Source organism: Mycobacterium timonense (genome assembly GCF_025821985.1).
GTDB classification, from domain to species: domain Bacteria; phylum Actinomycetota; class Actinomycetes; order Mycobacteriales; family Mycobacteriaceae; genus Mycobacterium; species Mycobacterium avium.
On the sequence record NZ_JACKSY010000065.1, the window covers coordinates 42,104 to 62,057 of the forward strand.

Consider the following 19,954-nt stretch of genomic DNA (forward strand, 5'->3'; position numbering starts at 1 on the left):
TGCGTAGACCGGGTACCTGATCTGCATGACAGTGGTAAGGCCGACGAAGTTGTCGGTGGCGTGATCTAGCGTTTGGCTCGTGCGACACGCTTCGCTCAAATGTTCGGGTTTCGAACACACAAGCGATTAGAGTCGAACACACGAGCGAGAGCTAGTTGACCGGAGGAACGCAGATGACAGTCATCCATACGCTTGCGCCGCGTCCGAGCAGTCTTCGGCGCCCGGTCAACGGACCGGTTCAGGGCGTTCGGTACGGCCGCGACGGGCTGACCCGTCCACGCCGGCCGGGGCCGGTCCGGCCCGCCGGGGCGGCGACCCGCTACCACGGCACCGGGGTGGCCATGTCGATTGCCCCGCACCGGCGGCGCTCGGTCACCTGGGTGACGACGGTCGGGCTGGCGTTGGCCGCGGGGGCGATCACGCTGTGGCTGGGTCTGGTCGCCAACGTCGGTCAGGTACTCAACGGCGACGCGCCGAGCTCGGCCGCCCACGTCCCGGACCGGCTCGCCGTGGTGCGGGTAGACCCGGGGGAGTCGCTGTCCGACGTCGCCCACCGGGTGGCACCCGACGCGCCGGCCGCCCAGGTCGCCGACCGCATCCGCGAGCTCAACGACCTGAACTCGCCCACATTGCTTGCCGGCCAGACGTTGATCGCTCCCGTCGGCTGAACTCCTTGTGCCACAACGTTTCCGGGACCCGATGCCACTGTTGCCGGTGGCGGGCCCGGAGGCCCGGTGGCTCCGTTAGCCGTGGCGCCGTCGGCGCAGGTACGCTCGAAGTCCTGCGGTACCCGGTCGTCGGCACGGTGAAGGAGCAGTCATGCACTGTCCGTTCTGCCGTCATCCGGACTCCCGGGTGATCGACTCGCGGGAAACCGACGAAGGCCAGGCCATCCGGCGGCGCCGCTCCTGCCCCGAGTGCGGACGGCGTTTCACCACCGTGGAAACCGCGGTGCTGGCGGTGGTCAAGCGCAGCGGCGTCACCGAACCGTTCAGCCGGGAAAAGGTGATCAGCGGTGTCCGGCGGGCCTGCCAGGGGCGCCAGGTGGACGACGATGCGCTCAACCTGCTGGCCCAGCAGGTGGAGGACACCGTGCGCGCCGCCGGCTCGCCCGAGGTGCCCAGCCACGAGGTCGGCCTGGCCATCCTGGGGCCGTTGCGCGACCTCGACGAGGTGGCCTACCTGCGCTTCGCCTCGGTCTACCGGTCGTTCGAGTCCGCCGACGATTTCGAGCGCGAGATCCAGGCGCTGCGCGAGCACCGCGGGGTGGCGACCCCGGGCTGACGACGCCGCGCACACCGCGTCGGCCTAGGCTCGCGTTCATGCCCACCGACTTGCATCCCGACCTCGCCGCGCTGGCCCCGCTGCTGGGCACCTGGACCGGCCGGGGCTCCGGCAAGTACCCCACCATCCAGCCGTTCGACTACCTCGAAGAGGTTACCTTTTCCCACGTCGGCAAGCCGTTTCTGGCCTACGCCCAGAAGACCCGTGCGGCGGCCGACGGCAAGCCGTTGCACGCCGAGACCGGATATCTGCGGGTGCCGCAACCGGGTCGGCTCGAACTGGTGCTGGCCCACCCCAGCGGCATCACCGAGATCGAGGTCGGCAGCTACGCGGTCACCGGCGGCCTCATCGAGATGCGGATGTCCACCACGTCGATCGGGCTGACCCCCACCGCCAAGGAGGTGACGGCGCTCGGGCGTTGGTTCCGCATCGACGGCGACAAGCTTTCCTACTCGGTGCAGATGGGCGCGGTCGGGCAGCCGCTGCAGGACCATCTCGCCGCGGTGCTGCACCGGCAGCGCTGAGGAGTCATCGCCGCCGGCTCGTCAATCCAGGTGCCGCACACCGTCATTGACCACCCGCCCGGCCACCCCCACCCAGCCTTCGGCGCTCCAGCTGGTTTCGATCACCGAACCCTTGCCCTGGGTGATCCGCAGGTCCCGGCTCAGGTAATCGGTGATCCGCATCGCCGCCGAACCGGTCGCCTCGTCTTCGGGCACGCCCAGGTTGGCGGCGAACATCCGGGACCGCAGCGCCCCGGCGGCCCGGTCGGTCCAGGCCCACAGGTAGTGCGCGGTGTCGTCGGAGAACTCCGTCGGGTCGGCGGCGAGAACCTCCTCGGCCGAACCGAATTCGTGCAGCGCCAGTTCGGGCGCCCATTCCGAGCGGGCGCTGATGCGGGCGCACGGCCCGTCGTAGCCGACCTGCACGATCCCGGCCGGAACCGCCAGCGTGTTGATCGGCGAGCCCTGCTCGCGCAGCCACCACGCGGCGCCGACGGTGGGATGACCGGCGAACGGCAGCTCGGTGCGCGGCGTGTAGATGGTGGCGTGCGCGGTGGACGAACCGGGTGCCGGAAGGTCAACGAAAACCGTTTCGCTGTAACCCAATTGGGTGGCCAGCCGCTGCCGGCCGGCGACCTCGACCCGGCCGGCGTCCACCACGCCGAGCGGATTGCCGAAGTTGCCGTCCGAGTCGGCGAACACCCGCAGCACCGTCACGTCGATACCCATGGCCCGACTGTACGACCCCGGCCGCGGCCGGCCCGGACTCAGGTGGCGCTGCGTTCGTCGGATCCCATGGCGCTGAGCACCGCGACGCGGGTGGGGGCCGGGCCGGTGACGGCCTGCGCGCCGCCGCCGCTGCGCAGCAACCGGCGCAGCGCCTCCTGATCGTATGCGGCGGGCTCGGTGGAGTCGATGAAGCGCTCGACGACGTCGATGAACCGGGCCGGGTCGTCGTGGAACGGAAAGTGGCCGGAGCCCTCGAAGATCTCCAGCCGCGAGCCGGGCATGGCGGCGTGCGCCATCCAGGCGTGCCGGACCGGGACCACCACATCCTTGGTGCCCCAAACGATCTGCACCGGGATGGCCTCGGTCAGGTAGCAGCGGTCGAGCATGGTGACGATCTGCCCGCGCCAGTCCACCACCGCCCGCAGCGTCCGGCTGAACGCCGCCGACGCCGTCGGTTCGGGCAGGTCGTCGAGGATCCGCAGCACGTTGGGCAGGTCGCGGCCCAGGCCGGTGCTGCCCAGCGCGGTGCCCAGGACGCGGCCCATCAGCTGCACCGCCGGCAGCACCAGCGGCAGCCGCAGCAGGGCGATGGCTTCGCTGCCCAGCGGCAGCGACGCCCAGCGCAGCACGAAGTTCACGTCCTTGGTCACCCCGCCGGCGCCGACCAGGATCAGCCGCTCCACCAAATGCGGGAACTGGTAGGCGAATTGCATGGCCACCCCGCCGCCCAGGGAATGGCCGACGATGGTCACCCGCTCGATGTCGAGCACCGCCAGCAGGTCGCGCATCCCGTTGGCGTAGGCCGCCACCGAGTAGTCGGCGCGCGGCTTGTCGGACTGCCCGTGCCCCAACAGGTCCGGGGCGATGACGGTGAACCGCTGGGCGAGCTTGGCCTGCACGGTGTTCCACGTGGTGGAGTTGTCGCCGATGCCGTGGATCAACAGGATCGCCGGCCCCGACCCGGCGATGCGGTAGGCGCGGCGGTAACCGTGAATGGTGCGGAACTCGAGGCGGGGTGCGCTCACTTCCCGCACCGGGCGGAGCGTGTTCTTGCGCTTCCGCTCGGTCATATCGCCAACCTTGTTGTCGGGCCGGGGTGGCGGCGGTGGTGGCTGGGTGGTCGGGTCAGGCCTGGTCGTCGTCGTCGTCGAACTTCTTCTCCGCCTGCTGGGCCAGGAATCGCTCGAACTCGGCGCCCAGCTCGTCGCCGCTGGGCAGGTCCCCGTCGCGAGTCAGTAACGACCTGTTCTCCTGGGCGTCGATGAAGGCATCGTACTGGCGCTCGAGCGAGGCCACCACTTGAGCCACCTCCGCGCTCGCCTCGACCTGCTCGTCGATCTTGGCCCGGATCACCTCGGCGGCTTCGCTCAACGCGGTCAGCGGCAGCTCCAGCGACGCGGTCTTGGCGACCTGCTCGAGCAGCGCCTGGGCGGCGGCGGGGTAGTCGGTCTGGGTCAGGTAGTGCGGAACGTGCACGGTGTAGCCGACCACCTCGTGCCCGTGCTGGGCCATCCGGTACTCCAGCAGGTTGGACGCGCTGCCGGGGACCTGGATCTCGGCGATCCAGGGCTGGAAGTTCTTGATCAGCTCCGGGTTGTTGGAGTGCGCCGTCATGGTGATCGGCCGGGTGTGCGGGACCGCCATCGGCACGGTGCCCAGGCCGATGGTCTGGCGCACGCCCAGCCGCTCGGCCAGCAGCCGCACCGCGGTGATGAAGCGCTCCCACTTCAGGTCCGGCTCCAGCCCGGCCAGCAGCAAAAACGGGGTGCCGACGCTGTCGCGCAGCGCGTACAGGCTCAGCTCGGGGTCGTCGTAGTGGGTGAAGTGGTCGGTCTTGAAGGTCATCAGCGGGCGCCGCGAGCGGTAGTCCAGCAATTCGTCGATCGCGAACGACGCGACCAGCTCGGAATCCAGCGCCGCCTTCAGATGCTTGGCCGCCAGCCGGATGGCGTGCCCGGCGTCGGAAAAGCCCTCCAGGGCGTGCACCAAGACCGGGCCGCGCCCGTCGGACGTCGACAACTGCGGGGCGGGCAGCTCCAGCTCGTACATGCCGGCCTGCCCCGGCTGGTATTGATCACCTGCGTCTTGACGGTGAGTCATGGGGATCGCCTCCTTTCGGGGGTCTCTCCAGGGTGCCCTACCAAGTGTCCCCCGAATCGCGGGGCACCGACATCGAACAGCGAACGCGAAGTCACGCTGTCAGCTGAAACGTCACCATTGTCCGGCGTAATCCGCGGCGCCCCGATCCGGGGTCCGCCCCGCGGCGCGCCAGCAAACCCGTGGCCACACCGCGACGCGCGGAAGTCGGCCCGGCGGGGCAGGGTCAGGCATGATGAAGGCGATGCGCGTACCGATCCTGATGCTCTGCTCGGTGGTGGGGGTGGCGGCGTCGCTGACGTCGTGCCACCGGCCCGTCGAGCACGTGTCGGGTGCCCCGGTGTCCGCACCGCGGGTCGGCGGCCCGGTGCAGCGGCTCAGCCAGCCCGAGCAGAAGGCCGTCGCGGGCCCGGTGGAGCCGGACCGGCGCATCGGGGCGATCTTCATCGACGGTGGGCCGCTTCATGTTTGCACCGGTTCTGTGCTGCATTCGGCGGCCGGCAACCTCATCATCACCGCCGCGCACTGCCTGGCCGGGGCGTCGCTGATCACGTTCGTTCCCGGCTTCGCCGGCGATGCCGCGCCCGGGCCCGCCGATGTGTGGAAGGCCGACGCGGTGTACCTCGATCCGCGCTGGACCAACGGCAAGGACCCGCACGCCGATTACGCGGTGGCCCGGGTCAGCAACGACAGCGGCGCCGCCGTCGAGTCCCGGGTCGGGTTGGCGCTGACGCTGGGCGTCACACCCCCGCCGGGCAGCCGGGTCACCGTGCTGGGCTATCCGGCTGGCGTGGGCGGCTCGCCGATCGGGTGCCAGGCCGCCACGTCGGTCACCGAGACCGGATTCCCGGCGCTGGCCTGCGAGGGGCTGGTGGACGGCACCAGCGGGGCGCCCTGGGTCAGCGGCACCACCGTGGTCGGGCTGATCGGCGGCCTGGAGCGGGGCGGCTGCGCGGCCAACATGTCGTACTCGGCGCCGTTCGACGCGCAGACCGCGGAGTTGCTGGCCCGCGCCGAGGCCGGCGGACCGGGCGACCCGATCCCCAACGACCTGCAGGACGCCTGCTAGCGGGTCAGCGGCGGAACTGGTTGAGCGCGCGCACCTTGTTCATCACGTCCAGCGCCGCCACCTTGTAGGCCTCGGAAAAAGTGGGGTAGTTGAACACCGCGTCGACCAGGTATTCCACCGTGCCGCCGCAGCCCATCACGGCCTGCCCGATGTGCACCATCTCGGTGGCGCTGGTGCCGAAGATGTGCACGCCGAGCACCTTGAGGTCCTGGGTGGACACCAGCAGCTTGAGCATGCCGTAGGAGTCGCCGGCGATCTGGCCGCGGGCCAGCTCCCGGTACCGGGCCACCCCCACCTCGTAGGGGATCGCGTCCTTGGTCAGCTCCACCTCGGTGGCCCCGACGTAGGAGACCTCGGGGATGGAGTAGATGCCGATCGGCTGCAGCTCGGTGATGCCGTCGGACGCCTCCCCGAACGCGTGGTAGGCGGCCAGCCGGCCCTGCTCCATTGACGTGGCGGCCAGCGCCGGGAAGCCGATCACGTCCCCGACGGCGTAGATGTGCGGCACCTTGGTCTGGAAGTTGTCGTCGACGAAGATGCGGCCCCGGTTGTCGGCCTCCAGCTCGGCGTTGTGCAGGTCCAGATGGTCGGTCTGGCCCTGCCTGCCGGCCGAGTACATCACCGTCTCGGCGGGAATCTGCTTGCCGCTGGCCAGGGTGGTGACGGTGCCCGCCGACCCGACGTCAACCGCGGTCACCTCCTCGCCGAACCGGAACGTCACCGCCAGGTCGCGCAGGTGGAACTTGAGCGCCTCGACCACCTCGGGGTCGCAGAAGTCGAGCATGTCGTCCCGCTTCTCCACCACGGTCACCTTGGTGCCCAGGGCGGCGAACATCGAGGCGTACTCGATGCCGATCACGCCGGCGCCGACCACCACCATCGAGGTGGGCAGCGACTTGAGATCCAGGATCCCGTCGGAGTCGAGCACCCGGTCCTCGTCGAACTCGACGCCCGACGGCCGCGCCGGCCGGGTGCCGGTGGCGATGACGACGTATTTGCCGCTGATGGTGATCTTTTCGCGCCGGGACGGGTCCTCGACCTCGATGGTGTGCGGGTCGACGAAGCGGCCGTGCCCGATCAGCAGGTCGATGCGGTTGCGCATCAACTGGTTGCGCACCACGTCGATCTCCTTGCCGATCACGTGCTGGGTGCGGGCCAGCAGGTCGGCGGGGGTGATCTTCTCCTTCACCCGGTAGCTGGCGCCGTACAGTTCGCGCTGGCTCATGCCGGTGAGGTAGAGGACCGCCTCGCGCAACGTTTTCGACGGGATGGTGCCGGTGTTGACGCACACGCCGCCGAGCATCTGTCCGCGTTCGACGACCGCGACGGACTTGCCGAGCTTGGCCGACGCGATCGCGGCCTTCTGCCCGCCGGGCCCCGACCCGATGACCACCATGTCGTACTCTTGCGGCGAGCTCATGGGCTAAACAGTAGAGCAGCTCAACTCACAGTGCTGGGTTCATCCACAGCTGTGCTGCCGCGCCCCCGCGGCCGCGCACCCGGTGACGGTGGCGGCCGTCAGCGTGGGTGCTCATGACCACGCATCGACAACCCGACTTCACGCTTTCCCGCCCGGGCGCGCTCATCGCCGCGCTGCCCGCCGTTCTCGGCTTCGTCCCCGAAAGTTCATTGGTACTGGTGTCTTTGGAGGACGGGCGGCTCGGGTCGGTGCTGCGCGTCGACCTGTCCGACGAGTTGGCGCACCGGGTCGACCACCTGGCCGAGGTGGCCGCCGCGGCCCGGCCCGAGGCGGTGATCGCGGTGATCGTCGACGCGGCCGGGGCGCCCTGCCCGAGCTGCAACGAGGACTACCGACAGCTGTGCGATGCGCTGTTAGAAGCGTTGGCGCGCAACGACATTGAGCTGTACGCCGCGCACGTGGTGGACCGGGTCGCGCTGGGCGGCCGTTGGCACTGCGTCGACGGCTGCGGGGCCAGCGGCCTCATCGACGACCCGTCGGCGTCGCCGCTGGCCGCCGCGGCGGTGCTGGACGGCAGGCGGCTCTACGCGCGGCGCGCCGATCTGCAGGCGGTCATCGCCGTCGAGGACCCCGAGCGCAGCGCGGCGTTGACGGCCGCGGTCCGGCGTCAGGCCGGCCGGCGGACCGCGGCGCTCCGGGCGGATCCGGTGCGCCGCACCCGCGGCGACGTGGAGAAGGCCATGGCCGCCGCCGCCCGGGTGTCATCCGGTGAGGCGCTATCCGACACCGAGCTGGCGAGGCTGGGCTGCGCGCTGAGCGACCCTCCGGTGCGCGACATGCTCTACGCGCTGGCCGTCGGCGAGGGCGCCGACGAGGTCGAATCGCTGTGGGCGGTGCTGGCGCGCACGCTGCCCGAGCCGTGGCGGGTCGAGGCGCTGGTGCTGGTCGCGTTCAGCGCGTACGCCCGTGGCGACGGTCCGCTGGCCGGGGTGTCGCTGGCTGAGGCGCTGCGCTGCGAGCCCGGGCATCGGATGGCCGGCATGCTGGACACCGCATTGCAGTCGGGTCTGCGGCCCGAGGACATCCGGGACCTGGCGCGCACCGGCTACCGGCTGGCCAAACAGTTCGGCGTGCGGCTGCCGCCGCGGCGGCCGTTCGGCCGCAGGGCCGGCTGAAACGTTCGGCTGCAGGGCCGGCTGAAGGGGAGAAGCGGTGCGGCTCAGACCTTTTCGACCTTGACCGCGTGGGCCATCTCGTGCGGCAGGGTGACGTTCTCGTGGCCGGGGATGACGATCGTCACCCCCGCGGGGCCGGTCTCCACGGTCACCCGGGCGTTGGGCACCACACCGGCGTCCTTGAGCCGCGAGATCAGGTCGATGTCACCCTGGACGTGCTCGGTGAGCTGGCGCACCACCACGGCCACCGGGGCGCCGGACGGCAACTCGGTGAGCCGGACCAGGTTGGCCTCCTCGGCGCCGGACTCGGGCCCCACGCCCAGGTCCAGCAGCCCGGGAATCGGGTTGCCGAACGGCGAGGTGGTGGGGTTGTTCAGCACCTTCACCAGGCGCCGCTCGACGTCCTCGCTCATCACGTGCTCCCAGCGGCACGCCTCGGCGTGCACTTCCTCCCAGGGCAGCCCGATGACGTCGACGAGCAGCCGCTCGGCCAGCCGGTGCTTGCGCATCACGGCCACGGCCAGCGCCCGGCCCTTGTCGGTGAGCTCGAGGTGGCGGTCGCCTGCGACGTGCAGCAGCCCGTCGCGCTCCATCCGGGACACGGTTTGGCTGACGGTCGGCCCGCTCTGATCGAGGCGTTCGGCGATCCGGGCACGCAGCGGTGTCACGCCCTCTTCTTCGAGGTCGTAGATGGTCCGCAGATACATCTCGGTGGTGTCAACCAGGTCGTTCATTCAGCACCTTCCATCGACGCTGAGTCTACTTGGCCAGCTGCGTGAATGGGTGTAACGCGTCGACGGCAAGCAGTATGCCCGCCGCTGACGCGGCGGGCATACTGTCTGCTACCTAGCTTGGGTGAGCTATCAGCTCGCGTACGACCGTAGCCGGTCGGCGCGCTCCCCGTTGCGGAGTTTGGACATCACGTCCCGCTCGATCTGGCGGACCCGCTCCCGGGACAGCCCGAACAGCTTGCCGATCTGGTCCAGCGTGCGCGGCTGGCCGTCGTCGAGGCCGAACCGCAGCCGGATCACCTGGTGCTCGCGCTCGTCCAGGGTGGCCAGCACGCTGCGGATGTCGGTGTGCAGCAGCTCGGCGATCACCGCGTTCTCGGCGGACATCGCCTCGGCGTCCTCGATGAAGTCGCCCAGCGGGGCTTCCTCCTCCGAGCCCACCGGCATGTCCAGGCTCACCGGGTCGCGGCTGTGCTCGAGCAGGTCGTTGATCTTGTCGATCGGGATGCCCGACTCGGCGGCCAGCTCCTCGTCGGTGGCCTCGCGGCCCAGGTTCTGGTGCATCTCCCGCTTGATCCGCGCCAGCTTGTTGACCTGCTCGACCAGGTGCACCGGCAGCCGGATGGTGCGGCTCTGGTCGGCCATGCCGCGGGTGATGGCCTGACGGATCCACCACGTCGCGTACGTCGAGAACTTGAATCCCTTTGTGTAGTCGAACTTTTCCATCGCCCGGATCAGCCCGAGGTTGCCCTCCTGGATCAGGTCCAGCAACGGCATGCCGCGACCCGTGTACCGCTTGGCCAGCGACACCACCAGGCGCAGGTTCGCTTCCAGCAGATGACGGCGCGCGGCCTGGCCGTCGCGCACCACGGCCTCCAGATCGCGTTTGCGGTTCTCCCCGAGGCGCTTACGCGTTTCGAGCAGGTGCTCGGCGTAGAGCCCCGCTTCGATGCGCTTCGCGAGTTCCACTTCGCCAGCCGCATTCAGCAACGCCGTCTTACCGATCCCGTTCAAATACACGCGCACCAGGTCCGCTGCGGGGCTTTGAGCATCCAGATCGCCGTCAAATCTGCTCGTGCTGGCGTTCGCCATAGCGACCTCCCGTTCGGCTTGTACTGTCATCGGGTTCAACGACAGACCAGCCTTCTGAGTTCCCGGCGGTTCCCCATCTCACACGTGTTGACGTGCAGAAATGTGTCGCCGACCTGAGAATGTCCTGAGAAGTGCGCCGCGGCGGCACGCTCAGTGAAACGGCGGGCGGTCCCGATCGATTCCGTCCGACCCGCCCGGTTGCCACCGCGCCTGCGCAGCTGGCGGCGGCTCCAGCGCCGCCTGCTCGGCGCGGGGAAACAGCGGGGTGCGGCGGCGGGCGTTGTCGAACCGGCGGGGCTCGTCGGGACTGCGCGGCGGCCGGTCGTTGGCGATCAGCACGGCCATCCACGGCAGCGGGATCGACGCCGCCACGATCGCCAGCGAGATCAGCCCGTTGTGCCAGGCGCCGTAGGCGACCGCCGCCAGGATCAGCGCCGGAATCCGGAAAGCCATCAGGGTCAGGTATTTACGCACCCGCGCGCGGTGCTGCTCCTCGTAGGAGGGCGCGGCGGCGGTGATGAGCACTGGCCGGCTCTTGTTGCGGTCAAAGTCGTCGAATCCGCCATCGAACCCCGAATCGGAGCCGTGCTTCATTCCTCCACTGTCCCACACCCGGGCGGTTCCGGCTCGGCCGGTTTCCGCCTGTCCGGCGGCACGTTCGCCGGTGCCGCCGGCGGTGCACAATATGGGGTATGCAGACCCAGACGATCGAACGCACCGAGACCGACGAACGCGTCGACGACGGGACGGGCAGCGATACGCCCAAGTACTTCCACTACGTCAAGAAGGACAAGATCGCCGAGAGCGCGGTGCTGGGCAACCACGTCGTGGCGCTGTGCGGCGAGGTCTTTCCGGTCACCCGGGCGGCCAAGCCGGGCTCACCCGTCTGCCCGGAGTGCAAGCAGATCTACGACCGGCTCAAGAAGGGCTGATCAGCCCCGCGGTTCGGCCGGCGCCACCTCGCGCCGCTGGGTGGCCGGGTTCGCGATGGGGCTGGCCAGCGTCTGCACCGTCCGCTCCAGGGCGGGCGACCGGGAGAACAACCAGGTGCGCAGCCGGTGCGCATGGGTCTTCGGCGCCGGGAACTCCTCCTGGACGGCGGCGTTGAGCTCGGCGCCCAGCATGATCGCGAAGCCGCCGAAGAACGCGAACAGCAAGAATGCGATCGGGGTGGACAGCGCGCCGTAGGTGTAGCCGGTGCTGGTGATCCAGCGCAGGTAGAAGCGCAGGCCCAGGGTGGCGGTGACGAACACCGTCGTGGCCAGCATGGCGCCCAGGATCAGCCGGTGCGACGGCAGCGGCTCGGGCAGGGCGACCCGGTACAGGATCATCACCGCGATCGTCAGGCCGACGATCAGGGCGGGGTAGTAGCCGTAGCGCAGCACGTTGGACAGGCCGAGCGGGATGTGTTCGCCCACCTTGCGCGGGCCCACCACCACTAGCGGCGCCGTCGCCACCAGGCCCACCAGCATCACCACGTAGAGGAACAGCGCGAAGAACCGCTGGCGCACCGGGTGGCGCAGCGGCGTCTGGTCGTGCGCCTCGACCACCGAGTCGACGAACGCCGAGATGGCCGACGACCCCGCCCACAGCGAGATCAGGAATCCCAACGACACCACCTCGCCGCGGGCGTTGTTGGCGATGTCACGGACGGTCGGCTCGATGATCTCGTTGACCACGCTGGGGGAGAACACGCTGTGCGCCGTCGAAATCAGCTGCCGCAGGATGCTGGGCAGCATGTCCGGACCGAACAGCGGCGCCACGTAGGCGAGCGTCCCCAGCAGCCCGAGCAGCAGCGGCGGCAGGGACAACGCCGACCAAAAACCCGCCTGAGCCGACTCCGAGAAGATCGAGTCGTCCCAACTCTTGGAAAGAGTCCTCAGGGTGATTCGCCAGATGTGGTGGCGCGACGGTTTTGCGACCTGATCGCTCATACCAGTCCAGCATTACCGGAAATCGCGCCCACTTCCCACATTGGCGGCGGGCGAGTTCGGCAGGGCTAGCTTTCGCTGACCTCCAGCACCGCGTCCAGCTCGGTCAGCTTGGCCTCGTGCTCGTTGGCGTGGTGCTGGCAGAAGAGAAGCTCCAGTCCGGAAGGCAGCTTGGCGCGCACCCGAGCCGCGGCACCGCAGCGATCGCAGCGGTCGGCTCTGGTCAGTTCAGGACTCGTCAGAGTTGCATTCATGGCTTCTCCGTTCTCGTACATTCACTTTCTCAGACGTATGGCGTTTTCGCCTTGTTCCCCGATCGTTATCGGGTGTGTCGTTTCTCACGACCTGGTCAGGTTTGGTTCGGCGGGGTCTCTAGGGTGGCGGTCGTGACCGTCACTCCCGGCGTCCTGGTGCATCTGTGCGGGGCGAAACAGTGGGCCCGCGCCCGACGCACGGGCCGCATCGATCCGCAGGACGCCGACTTCATCCACCTGTCCACGCCGCAGCAGGTGCACCTGCCCGCCAACCGGCTCTACCGCGGCCGCGACGACCTGGTGCTCCTGCACGTCGACCCCGACCGGCTTGCGGCGCCGCTGCTTTGGGAGCCGGGAGTGCCAACCGATCCCGCATCGATGTTGTTCCCGCATCTGTACGGGCCGCTGCCGGTGAGCGCTGTGATCGCGGTCACCGACTACCGGCCGGGATCCGACGGCGGCTTCCCGCCCGTCGCCACGTAGGCGTCGGCTTCGATCTCCACCAGCAACTCGGGTGCGATCAGCGCCGCGACCTCGACCATGGTGGCCGCGGGCCGTATCGCGCCGAACACCTCCGCGTGCACCGCCCCGACCTCGCGCCAGCGCGCGATGTCGGTGACGTAGATCCGGGTGCGCACCACATCGGCGAGTTCGGCGCCGGCCTGTCGCAGGGCAATCTCGATGCGGCGCAAGGCATCTCGGGCCTGGGCGGCGATGTCGCCGGCGGGCCCGGCGCCGGTTGTCCCGGCGACCCAGACGTGCGGGCCGACGCGCACCGCCCGCGCGTAGCCGACGTCGGATTCGAAGGCGGATTCGGACGAGACCACCTTGCGGTTGCCAGACATGCGCCTCACGGTACGTCGGCACCGCGCCCCGCCGCAGCCGAATTTTCCGGCGACAGCGTCAGCTTGACCTACCGGCTTACGCCGGCATCGAGATGGCTTGCGCGCCAACCATTCTGGGGATGTGTGCGCTCCAATTAGACCTTGGTGGCACCCATGTCGACAGTGAGCTGCGTGCCTGTCACCGTTCGGGCCAGGTCCGAAGCGAGCCAGAGGACCGCATCGGAGATGTCATCCGGCTCGGCCACAGCATAGGGCGGCAGCACACTGCCGAACGACACGACATAATTCGGATGCTCGGTCAGGAACTCTGTCGGCGGTACGCCCATCGGTGTCGCCACACCCCACGGGTGAACGGAGTTCACGCGAATTCCGTATTCGCCTAGCTCGATGGCCGCCGACTTGGTGAGCCCCACAACCCCGTGCTTGGCCGCACTGTAGTGGGCCTGCCCAGGCAGCGACTTGATCCCTGCGACCGAGCTGATCAAGACAATCGATCCACCGTTGCCAGCCGAGATCATATGCGGAACAGTGGCTTTCATTGTTCGCCAGACACCCGACAGGTTCACGTCCAGCATCGTCAGCCACTGCTCTTCAGACATCTCCCACAACCGAGCCCAGTTGGCGATCCCGGCATTGGCAACTACGACATCCAGTCGGCCGCCGAGACGCTCGACGCCCTCGGTCACGATTCGTTCGAGGGCCTTGAGATCGCGCACGTCCGCCGTGTCGACGACGAACGGCCTCCCCTCCCGCTCGAGCAGACCGGCGGTCTCCTTGAGATCCGCTTCGGTGGCAGGCGGATAGGCGTTGTCTGGCGATACCTCGTCGCAAATGTCGACCGCGATCACCGATACACCCTCGCGCGCCAGCCGCACCGCGTGGCTGCGGCCTTGACCGCGCGCCGCACCGGTCACGAAGGCGACCTTGTCGTCAAGCAGACCCATGACAACCCTCCGATCGGCCCAGCCTCGACGATGCGTCTCTCAGCTGGGTGGCATCGCAGCTCCTCAACTGCTCGAACCGCCGTAGCTGGGTTAGCTGAGTATCCGCCGATTGACGGTCGCGGAACCCGCGAATCGCGATCTTGACCGACTGGCCGTTCGGCCCCTCAGGACGACGGCAACGCCTGGGCCGTGACGCCTGCGGGTGTTCTGGTGCTGAATCTCAATCCAGGTAGTCGCGCAATACCTGGGAGCGGCTGGGGTGGCGCAACTTTGACATCGTCTTGGACTCGATCTGGCGGATGCGCTCGCGGGTCACCCCGTAGACCTGGCCGATCTCGTCCAGGGTGCGGGGCTGGCCGTCGGTCAGGCCGAACCGCAGCCGCACCACGCCGGCCTCGCGCTCCGACAGCGTCTCCAGCACCGACTGCAGCTGGTCCTGCAGCAGCGTGAACGACACCGCGTCGACGGCCACCACGGCCTCGCTGTCCTCGATGAAATCGCCCAGCTGGGAATCGCCCTCGTCGCCGATCGTCTGGTCCAGCGAGATCGGCTCGCGGGCGTATTGCTGGATCTCGAGCACCTTTTCGGGCGTGATGTCCATTTCCTTGGCCAGCTCCTCGGGCGTGGGCTCGCGGCCCAGGTCCTGCAGCAGCTCGCGCTGGATGCGGCCCAGCTTGTTGATCACCTCGACCATGTGCACCGGGATGCGGATGGTGCGGGCCTGGTCGGCCATGGCGCGGGTGATGGCCTGGCGGATCCACCACGTCGCGTAGGTGGAGAACTTGTAGCCCTTGGTGTAGTCGAACTTCTCGACCGCACGGATCAGGCCCAGGTTGCCCTCCTGGATCAAATCGAGGAACGCCATCCCGCGGCCTGTGTAGCGCTTGGCCAGCGACACCACCAACCGCAGATTCGCTTCCAGCAGATGGTTTTTCGCGCGGTCGCCGTCGCGGCAGATCCACATCATGTCGCGGCGCTGGGCGGCGGGCAGCTTCTCGCCGCGCTCGGCCATCTCCGACATCAGCTGGGTGGCGTACAGGCCGGCCTCGATCCGCTTGGCCAGCTCGACCTCTTCCTCGGCGTTGAGCAGCGCGACCTTACCGATCTGCTTGAGGTAGGCGCGCACCGAGTCGGCCGACGCGGTCAGCTCGGCGTCCTTGCGGGCCTGCCGCAACGCCTCGGATTCGTCCTCGTCCCAGACGAAATCGCCGGAGGCCTTGTCCTTTTCGGACGGCTCGGCGATCTCGTCGTCCTCGTCGGCGGCCGTGGCGCCGGCCGCCTTGGGGGCGGCGGCTTCCTCGTCCTCGCCTTCCTCGGCGTCACCGGGCTCGATGTCGGTGTCGTCGGCCGCCACGTCCTCCTCGAGGTCGTCGAGGTTCAGGTCGGTGTCGATGTCGAGGTCCTCGCCGGGCTCGCCCTCGAGGTCGGGTTCGGTGTCGAGATCCTCGACGGCGCCGTCGGTGTCGAGGGCGTCGGGGTCGGCCGGGCCGCCCTTGGCCGCCTTCGTCCCGCGCGCCGACGGCGCCTTGGCGTCGGCACCCTTGGCCGACGAGCGGGTCTTCTTGGCGGGTTCGGCGGCCGCGCCGGCCTCGGACTTGGCGGACCGCGATGCGGTCTTGGTGGCCCGCTTGGCGGGCGCGGAGCCGTTGGCGGCCTTGGCCGCCGGCCGCTTGGCGGGGGACGACGGAGACTTCGTGGCGGTGCGTTTCACCGGCCCATCCGTCGCCGGGCTTGCTTTGGTCGCTGCCACTTACACCCCTTCGTTTGGGCTCACTTTCGGTGGGTAGTGGGCATGGTTAACCGAAAGTGTCTGCTATGTCGATGTCGGCGTTGGTATCAGCGTGACCAGTCGCACGCTGGCGGTTGGGCGTTCGCCGAGCACCATTGTAACGACAGTGCGCGGTACTACGGCTGTGCCGGCCAAAAATCAGTGGGTGACGTCCGAGGTCGCGGCCATGGCCGCGCCGACGATCCCGGCGGTGTTGAGCAGGGCCGCGGCGACCACCGGGGTGCGGTTTTCTAGCAGCGGCAGCCATTTGTCGGCCTTGCGGCTGATCCCGCCGCCGGCGATGAACAGGTCCGGCCACAGCGCGTTCTCGATGCTCACCAGCACCCGGGTCACCTGTTTGGCCCACTTCTCATAGGACCAGCCGTGGCGTTCCTTCACCGAGGACGCCGCGCGCTGCTCGGCCTCCTTGCCGCCCACCTCCAGGTGCCCGAGCTCGGTGTTGGGTATCAGGGTGCCGTTGTGAATGACCGCCGAGCCGATTCCGGTGCCGAACGTCAGCAACACCACCAGCCCCGACTGGTTCCGGCCTGCCCCGTAGTGCTCCTCGGCCAGCCCGGCGGCGTCGGCGTCGTTGAGGACGGTGACCTCCTGGCCGTTCAGTTCGGCGCTGATGATGTCGCGCGCGTTGGTGCCGATCCACGCCTTGTCCACGTTGGCCGCGGTCTGCACGACGCCGTGGGTGACCACCCCTGGATAGGTGACGCCCAGCGGCCCGGTCCATTCGAAGGCGTCGACCACCGCGGCGATGGTCTTGGCGACGGCCGACGGTGTCGCCGGTTGCGGGGTCAGCAGCTTGACCCGCTCGCCGATCAGCAGCCCGGTGTCCATGTCGACGATGCCGCCCTTGATGCCGCTGCCGCCGACGTCGACGCCGAAGCCGCGCCGCGGCGGCGGGCCGGCGGCCGGGGCGGCGGGGGTGTGCGCGGTCGAGTCGGTGCTGGTCATCGAATCTCCTCGGCGTCACTGGGCTGTCCGCCCACCTTAACGCCGCGACCGCGCGGTCCGCGGCGTCTGCGCGGCGGCGGCGACTGTGATGCGATGGACCGGTGATGCCCTCCGATGACGAGCTCGTGCGGCTGCGTTCGATGGCCGAGACCCTGGCCGCCGAGGCGGCCGCGTTTGTCCGGCGCCGGCGCGCCGAGGTGTTCGGCACCGAGCCCGGCGGGGCGTCCGCCCCCGACGGCGGCGCGGTGCGATCCAAGAGCACGCCGACCGACCCAGTGACCGTGGTGGACACCGAGACGGAACGGCTGCTGCGGGACCGGTTGGCCCAATTACGGCCCGGCGAACCGATTCTCGGCGAGGAGGGCGGGGGGCCCGCCGAGCCGTCGCCCCCTGGGGACGGGACGGTCACCTGGGTGCTCGACCCCATCGACGGCACGGTGAATTTCGTGTACGGCATCCCCGCCTATGCGGTCTCGGTCGGCGCTCAGGTCGATGGCGAGTCGGTGGCCGGGGCGGTCGCCGACGTGGTCGGCGACCGGGTGTACTCGGCGGCCGCCGGTCTCGGCGCCCATGTCAGCGACGGCGCAGGCAGGCAACCGCTGCAGTGCGCGGCGGTCGACGATGTGTCGATGGCGTTGCTGGGCACCGGTTTTGGCTATGCGCGACAACGGCGCGCGGCGCAGGCGGCGCTGTTGGCACGGATGCTGCCGGTGGTCCGCGACGTGCGGCGGATCGGCTCGGCGGCGCTGGATCTGTGCATGGTCGCCGCGGGCCGGCTGGACGCCTATTACGAGCACGGTTTGAAAGTGTGGGACCGCGCCGCGGGCGCGCTGATCGCCGCGGAGGCCGGCGCCCGGGTGGTGCTGCCGGCGCCCGACGGCGACGGGGCCGGGTTGGTGCTGGCCGCCGCGCCCGGGATCGCCGACGAGCTGCTGGCCGTCCTGGAACGCTTCGACGGCCTGGACCCGATCCTGGACTGAACGGCTCAGCAGCTGCTGGCGTGAATCTTGGCCAGCAGCGTGGGATCCGAGGGTTCGGTAGCCCCGGGCCGCAGGGTGGCCAGCACCGCGTCGATGTCGTCGTTGTGGGCCAGCGCGGTGAAGTCGGTGCCCAGCGCGAGGTCGACGGAGTCGTCGGCGCGGTTATCGTTGAACAGTTCGGTGCACGGCGCCACCAGCCACACCGCCGCGGCGGTGGCCTGCCCGGCGGTGCCGAACCGGATCTGGCCCTGGCAGGTGAGCCGGGTGCCCGCGTACAGCGGGTCGTTGGCGGCGGTGGGCTGGGCGAAGCCGAGGTCTTTCATCGCCCCGGCGACGTCGCCGGCCTGCCCGCCGCGGCCGCTGGCGTTGAGCACGCGGACCTTGGTGTCGGCGAGCTTGGCGGGCGTCACGTCCATCATGGCGCTGCGCGACACCTGCTCACCGAGCTGGGCCGGCGCCGAACCCGTCGACCCCGCCGGCCCGGTCGACTTGGGCGGGGGATTGCACACCGCGGCCTCGTGCACCTTGGCGGGCCGCGTCAGCGCCACCGTCCAGATGACGGCGGTGGCCACCGCGAGCAGGCTCACCACCACGATCGCCGGCCGGGGGTTGCGCCGGCGGAATGGCCGGCCGTGCTTGTCAAAAGCGGTACCCTCGGTGATTTGTGTGACCACAGCTGCACTCTAGTCGCACGCCAAACCCCTGTTCAGAAGCGAGCGCAAGGGTAAAAATAGGGGTGTGAGGTAAATCACACCTTAAGGGGCCGCGATCCGGGCACGAATCGTTTGGTGGATGCGTTCGACGCTGGTACAAAGCGATGCTTGGATAACGAGGGCATGTGAGGGGAAAGAATGCCTACCGACTATGACGCTCCACGGCGTACCGAGACCGATGACGTCTCGGAGGACTCGCTGGAGGAGCTCAAAGCGCGACGGAACGAGGCGGCTTCGTCCGTCGTCGACGTCGACGAATCTGAATCCGCTGAATCTTTCGAACTGCCCGGCGCCGACCTCTCGGGGGAAGAGCTCTCGGTGCGCGTCATCCCGAAGCAGGCTGACGAATTCACCTGCTCGAGCTGCTTTTTGGTGCAACACCGCAGTCGGCTGGCCAGCGAGAAGAACGGCGTGATGATCTGTACCGACTGCGCGGCCTGATCGGTCAGCCGCGTAATGCCGACAGCACCCGCTCCGGGTGACGGCAGCTCACCAACCAGTACGGCGTCGGATCGTCCGGATCGTCGAGTACCACCAGGATCATCGGTCCCACCCACGCCCGGTGCAGCACGTAGGCGGCCGGGTCGAGCTGACGGCCCAGGGCGGCGGATTTCGCCGACGGCGCCACCGGCGCGGAGCGGGCGATCGCGGTGACCGGCAGGTGCGCCGGGCCGGCCCACAGTTCCACCTCGCCGGGCGCGGCGGGGTCGGCGGTGACCCGGACCTCGATGCGGCCCAGCCACAGCAGCGCCGCGGCGGCCACCGCGAACAGCGCCGCGTACGGCCACCACGAGGACTGGCGGGTGACGCCCATGTTGAACTCGAACGCGATGATGCCGGCCAGCGCGAACGCCGGCGGCCACCACCACCAGGGCACCCACAATCGTTCGCGATATCGCACGTTGTGCGGCGCGACGCGGGTATCGGACACGCGGTCAAGGGTAGTCTGTGGCCCCGTGTCGACCAGTCTGGCCATCGTCCGTCTCGACCCCGGGCTTCCGCTGCCCAGCCGCGCCCACGAAGGCGACGCGGGCGTCGACCTCTACAGCGCCGAAGACGTCCGGCTGGAACCCGGCCGGCGCGCCCTGGTGCGCACCGGGGTGGCGGTCGCCATCCCGTTCGGCATGGTGGGCCTGGTGCATCCGCGGTCGGGACTTGCTGCGCGCGTTGGACTTTCGATCGTCAACAGCCCGGGTACCATCGACGCGGGCTACCGCGGCGAGATCAAGGTGGCGCTGATCAACCTGGACCCGGCCGAGCCGATCGTGGTGCACCGCGGCGACCGCATCGCCCAGCTGCTGGTGCAGCGCGTCGAGTTGGTGGAGCTGGTCGAGGTGTCGTCGTTCGACGAGGCCGGTCTGGCCGGCACGTCCCGGGGCGACGGCGGCCACGGTTCCTCCGGCGGACACGCGAGTCTGTGATGCGCGCCGGCGAGGATTTCACGAGGAGGCGC

Annotated in this window: 25 protein-coding genes; 10 read left to right on the forward strand and 15 right to left on the reverse strand. The window is 69.4% G+C overall.

Going from position 1 to position 19,954, the window contains the following annotated elements; all coding sequences use genetic code 11:
• Nucleotides 1-173 precede the first annotated feature (173 nt).
• From H7I87_RS15845 to H7I87_RS15855, 3 genes are all read left to right on the forward strand, one after another.
• A complete protein-coding gene (locus H7I87_RS15845; protein WP_011725568.1) occupies nucleotides 174-668 on the forward strand; it encodes a LysM peptidoglycan-binding domain-containing protein in 495 nt (164 codons plus the stop codon).
• Between the two features lie 151 nt (nucleotides 669-819).
• Nucleotides 820-1,284 carry a transcriptional regulator NrdR gene (gene nrdR / locus H7I87_RS15850; protein WP_003875225.1) on the forward strand — a complete coding sequence of 155 codons (465 nt, stop codon included), beginning with the start codon at nucleotides 820-822 and terminating at the stop codon, nucleotides 1,282-1,284.
• A gap of 38 nt (nucleotides 1,285-1,322) precedes the next feature.
• Nucleotides 1,323-1,808, forward strand: a complete 486-nt coding sequence (locus H7I87_RS15855) for a peroxynitrite isomerase (RefSeq protein ID WP_011725567.1) — start codon at nucleotides 1,323-1,325, stop codon at nucleotides 1,806-1,808.
• A 21-nt stretch (nucleotides 1,809-1,829) separates the two neighbouring features.
• Here the strand turns inward: H7I87_RS15855 and H7I87_RS15860 are convergent, their stop codons facing one another.
• From H7I87_RS15860 to H7I87_RS15870, 3 genes are read right to left on the reverse strand one after another with little or no spacing between them, the layout of a single operon-like run.
• Nucleotides 1,830-2,516 (reverse strand): PhzF family phenazine biosynthesis protein, encoded by a 687-nt coding sequence (locus H7I87_RS15860; protein ID WP_019732874.1) that lies wholly within the window; start codon nucleotides 2,514-2,516, stop codon nucleotides 1,830-1,832.
• 38 nt (nucleotides 2,517-2,554) lie between these two features.
• The gene (locus H7I87_RS15865; protein ID WP_003875228.1) at nucleotides 2,555-3,586 is read right to left on the reverse strand and encodes an alpha/beta fold hydrolase; all 1,032 of its coding nucleotides are present in this window, start codon (nucleotides 3,584-3,586) and stop codon (nucleotides 2,555-2,557) included.
• Nucleotides 3,587-3,641: 55 nt separating this feature from the next.
• Nucleotides 3,642-4,616, reverse strand: coding sequence for a proteasome assembly chaperone family protein (locus tag H7I87_RS15870; RefSeq protein ID WP_011725565.1), 975 nt, complete (start codon nucleotides 4,614-4,616; stop codon nucleotides 3,642-3,644).
• A 229-nt stretch (nucleotides 4,617-4,845) separates the two neighbouring features.
• On the opposite strand from H7I87_RS15870, the gene H7I87_RS15875 reads away from it, so the two are divergent.
• Nucleotides 4,846-5,682, forward strand: coding sequence for a trypsin-like serine peptidase (locus tag H7I87_RS15875; RefSeq protein WP_011725564.1), 837 nt, complete (start codon nucleotides 4,846-4,848; stop codon nucleotides 5,680-5,682).
• Between the two features lie 4 nt (nucleotides 5,683-5,686).
• Here H7I87_RS15875 and sthA read toward each other — a convergent pair whose 3' ends face one another.
• Nucleotides 5,687-7,102, reverse strand: coding sequence for a Si-specific NAD(P)(+) transhydrogenase (gene sthA, locus H7I87_RS15880; protein WP_003878620.1), 1,416 nt, complete (start codon nucleotides 7,100-7,102; stop codon nucleotides 5,687-5,689).
• A gap of 113 nt (nucleotides 7,103-7,215) precedes the next feature.
• Between sthA and H7I87_RS15885 the strand changes: the two genes are divergently transcribed.
• Nucleotides 7,216-8,277 (forward strand): DUF4192 domain-containing protein, encoded by a 1,062-nt coding sequence (locus H7I87_RS15885; protein WP_033727155.1) that lies wholly within the window; start codon nucleotides 7,216-7,218, stop codon nucleotides 8,275-8,277.
• Between the two features lie 44 nt (nucleotides 8,278-8,321).
• Here the strand turns inward: H7I87_RS15885 and H7I87_RS15890 are convergent, their stop codons facing one another.
• The 3 genes from H7I87_RS15890 to H7I87_RS15900 form a co-directional block, all read right to left on the reverse strand.
• A complete protein-coding gene (locus H7I87_RS15890) occupies nucleotides 8,322-9,011 on the reverse strand; it encodes an iron-dependent transcriptional repressor DtxR (protein ID WP_003875234.1) in 690 nt (229 codons plus the stop codon).
• Between the two features lie 129 nt (nucleotides 9,012-9,140).
• Nucleotides 9,141-10,130 carry a sigma-70 family RNA polymerase sigma factor SigB gene (gene sigB / locus H7I87_RS15895; RefSeq protein WP_024637055.1) on the reverse strand — a complete coding sequence of 330 codons (990 nt, stop codon included), beginning with the start codon at nucleotides 10,128-10,130 and terminating at the stop codon, nucleotides 9,141-9,143.
• Nucleotides 10,131-10,250: 120 nt separating this feature from the next.
• A complete protein-coding gene (locus H7I87_RS15900; protein ID WP_139800069.1) occupies nucleotides 10,251-10,712 on the reverse strand; it encodes a DUF3099 domain-containing protein in 462 nt (153 codons plus the stop codon).
• Between the two features lie 80 nt (nucleotides 10,713-10,792).
• On the opposite strand from H7I87_RS15900, the gene H7I87_RS15905 reads away from it, so the two are divergent.
• Nucleotides 10,793-11,032 (forward strand): DUF3039 domain-containing protein, encoded by a 240-nt coding sequence (locus H7I87_RS15905; protein ID WP_003875237.1) that lies wholly within the window; start codon nucleotides 10,793-10,795, stop codon nucleotides 11,030-11,032.
• On the opposite strand, the gene H7I87_RS15910 is transcribed toward H7I87_RS15905, so the two are convergent.
• On the reverse strand, nucleotides 11,033-12,034 hold the full coding sequence (locus H7I87_RS15910; RefSeq protein ID WP_023881070.1) for a YihY/virulence factor BrkB family protein: 1,002 nt from the start codon (nucleotides 12,032-12,034) through the stop codon (nucleotides 11,033-11,035).
• A gap of 65 nt (nucleotides 12,035-12,099) precedes the next feature.
• Entirely contained in the window at nucleotides 12,100-12,285 is a 186-nt protein-coding gene (locus H7I87_RS15915) for a DUF7455 domain-containing protein (RefSeq protein ID WP_003878617.1), read from the reverse strand.
• Between the two features lie 123 nt (nucleotides 12,286-12,408).
• Between H7I87_RS15915 and H7I87_RS15920 the strand changes: the two genes are divergently transcribed.
• Nucleotides 12,409-12,768, forward strand: coding sequence for a DUF952 domain-containing protein (locus tag H7I87_RS15920; RefSeq protein WP_023881071.1), 360 nt, complete (start codon nucleotides 12,409-12,411; stop codon nucleotides 12,766-12,768).
• Here the strand turns inward: H7I87_RS15920 and H7I87_RS15925 are convergent.
• The 4 genes from H7I87_RS15925 to ppgK all read right to left on the reverse strand — a co-directional run bounded on the left by H7I87_RS15925 (nucleotide 12,723) and on the right by ppgK (nucleotide 16,808).
• Nucleotides 12,723-13,130 carry a RidA family protein gene (locus H7I87_RS15925; protein ID WP_023881072.1) on the reverse strand — a complete coding sequence of 136 codons (408 nt, stop codon included), beginning with the start codon at nucleotides 13,128-13,130 and terminating at the stop codon, nucleotides 12,723-12,725. The two genes, H7I87_RS15920 and H7I87_RS15925, sit on opposite strands and share 46 nt — an antisense overlap.
• Before the next feature lie 134 nt (nucleotides 13,131-13,264).
• Entirely contained in the window at nucleotides 13,265-14,074 is an 810-nt protein-coding gene (locus H7I87_RS15930) for a mycofactocin-coupled SDR family oxidoreductase (RefSeq protein WP_009977954.1), read from the reverse strand.
• 220 nt (nucleotides 14,075-14,294) lie between these two features.
• The gene (locus tag H7I87_RS15935; RefSeq protein WP_080708776.1) at nucleotides 14,295-15,824 is read right to left on the reverse strand and encodes an RNA polymerase sigma factor; all 1,530 of its coding nucleotides are present in this window, start codon (nucleotides 15,822-15,824) and stop codon (nucleotides 14,295-14,297) included.
• Between the two features lie 177 nt (nucleotides 15,825-16,001).
• Nucleotides 16,002-16,808 carry a polyphosphate--glucose phosphotransferase gene (gene ppgK / locus H7I87_RS15940; protein ID WP_003875243.1) on the reverse strand — a complete coding sequence of 269 codons (807 nt, stop codon included), beginning with the start codon at nucleotides 16,806-16,808 and terminating at the stop codon, nucleotides 16,002-16,004.
• A 104-nt stretch (nucleotides 16,809-16,912) separates the two neighbouring features.
• Here ppgK and H7I87_RS15945 point away from each other — a divergent pair, with 104 nt between their 5' ends.
• A complete protein-coding gene (locus H7I87_RS15945; protein WP_031353900.1) occupies nucleotides 16,913-17,788 on the forward strand; it encodes an inositol monophosphatase family protein in 876 nt (291 codons plus the stop codon).
• Between the two features lie 5 nt (nucleotides 17,789-17,793).
• On the opposite strand, the gene cei is transcribed toward H7I87_RS15945, so the two are convergent.
• The gene (gene cei, locus H7I87_RS15950; protein WP_023868452.1) at nucleotides 17,794-18,462 is read right to left on the reverse strand and encodes an envelope integrity protein Cei; all 669 of its coding nucleotides are present in this window, start codon (nucleotides 18,460-18,462) and stop codon (nucleotides 17,794-17,796) included.
• A 177-nt stretch (nucleotides 18,463-18,639) separates the two neighbouring features.
• Here cei and H7I87_RS15955 point away from each other — a divergent pair, with 177 nt between their 5' ends.
• Entirely contained in the window at nucleotides 18,640-18,942 is a 303-nt protein-coding gene (locus H7I87_RS15955; protein ID WP_003875246.1) for a DUF4193 domain-containing protein, read from the forward strand.
• A 4-nt stretch (nucleotides 18,943-18,946) separates the two neighbouring features.
• Here H7I87_RS15955 and H7I87_RS15960 read toward each other — a convergent pair whose 3' ends face one another.
• Nucleotides 18,947-19,432 (reverse strand): DUF3093 domain-containing protein, encoded by a 486-nt coding sequence (locus H7I87_RS15960; protein ID WP_003875247.1) that lies wholly within the window; start codon nucleotides 19,430-19,432, stop codon nucleotides 18,947-18,949.
• Between the two features lie 25 nt (nucleotides 19,433-19,457).
• Here H7I87_RS15960 and dut point away from each other — a divergent pair, with 25 nt between their 5' ends.
• Nucleotides 19,458-19,922: a dUTP diphosphatase gene (gene dut, locus H7I87_RS15965; protein ID WP_003875248.1), complete on the forward strand. Its 465-nt coding sequence runs from the start codon at nucleotides 19,458-19,460 to the stop codon at nucleotides 19,920-19,922.
• The last annotated feature ends 32 nt before the right edge of the window (nucleotides 19,923-19,954 follow it).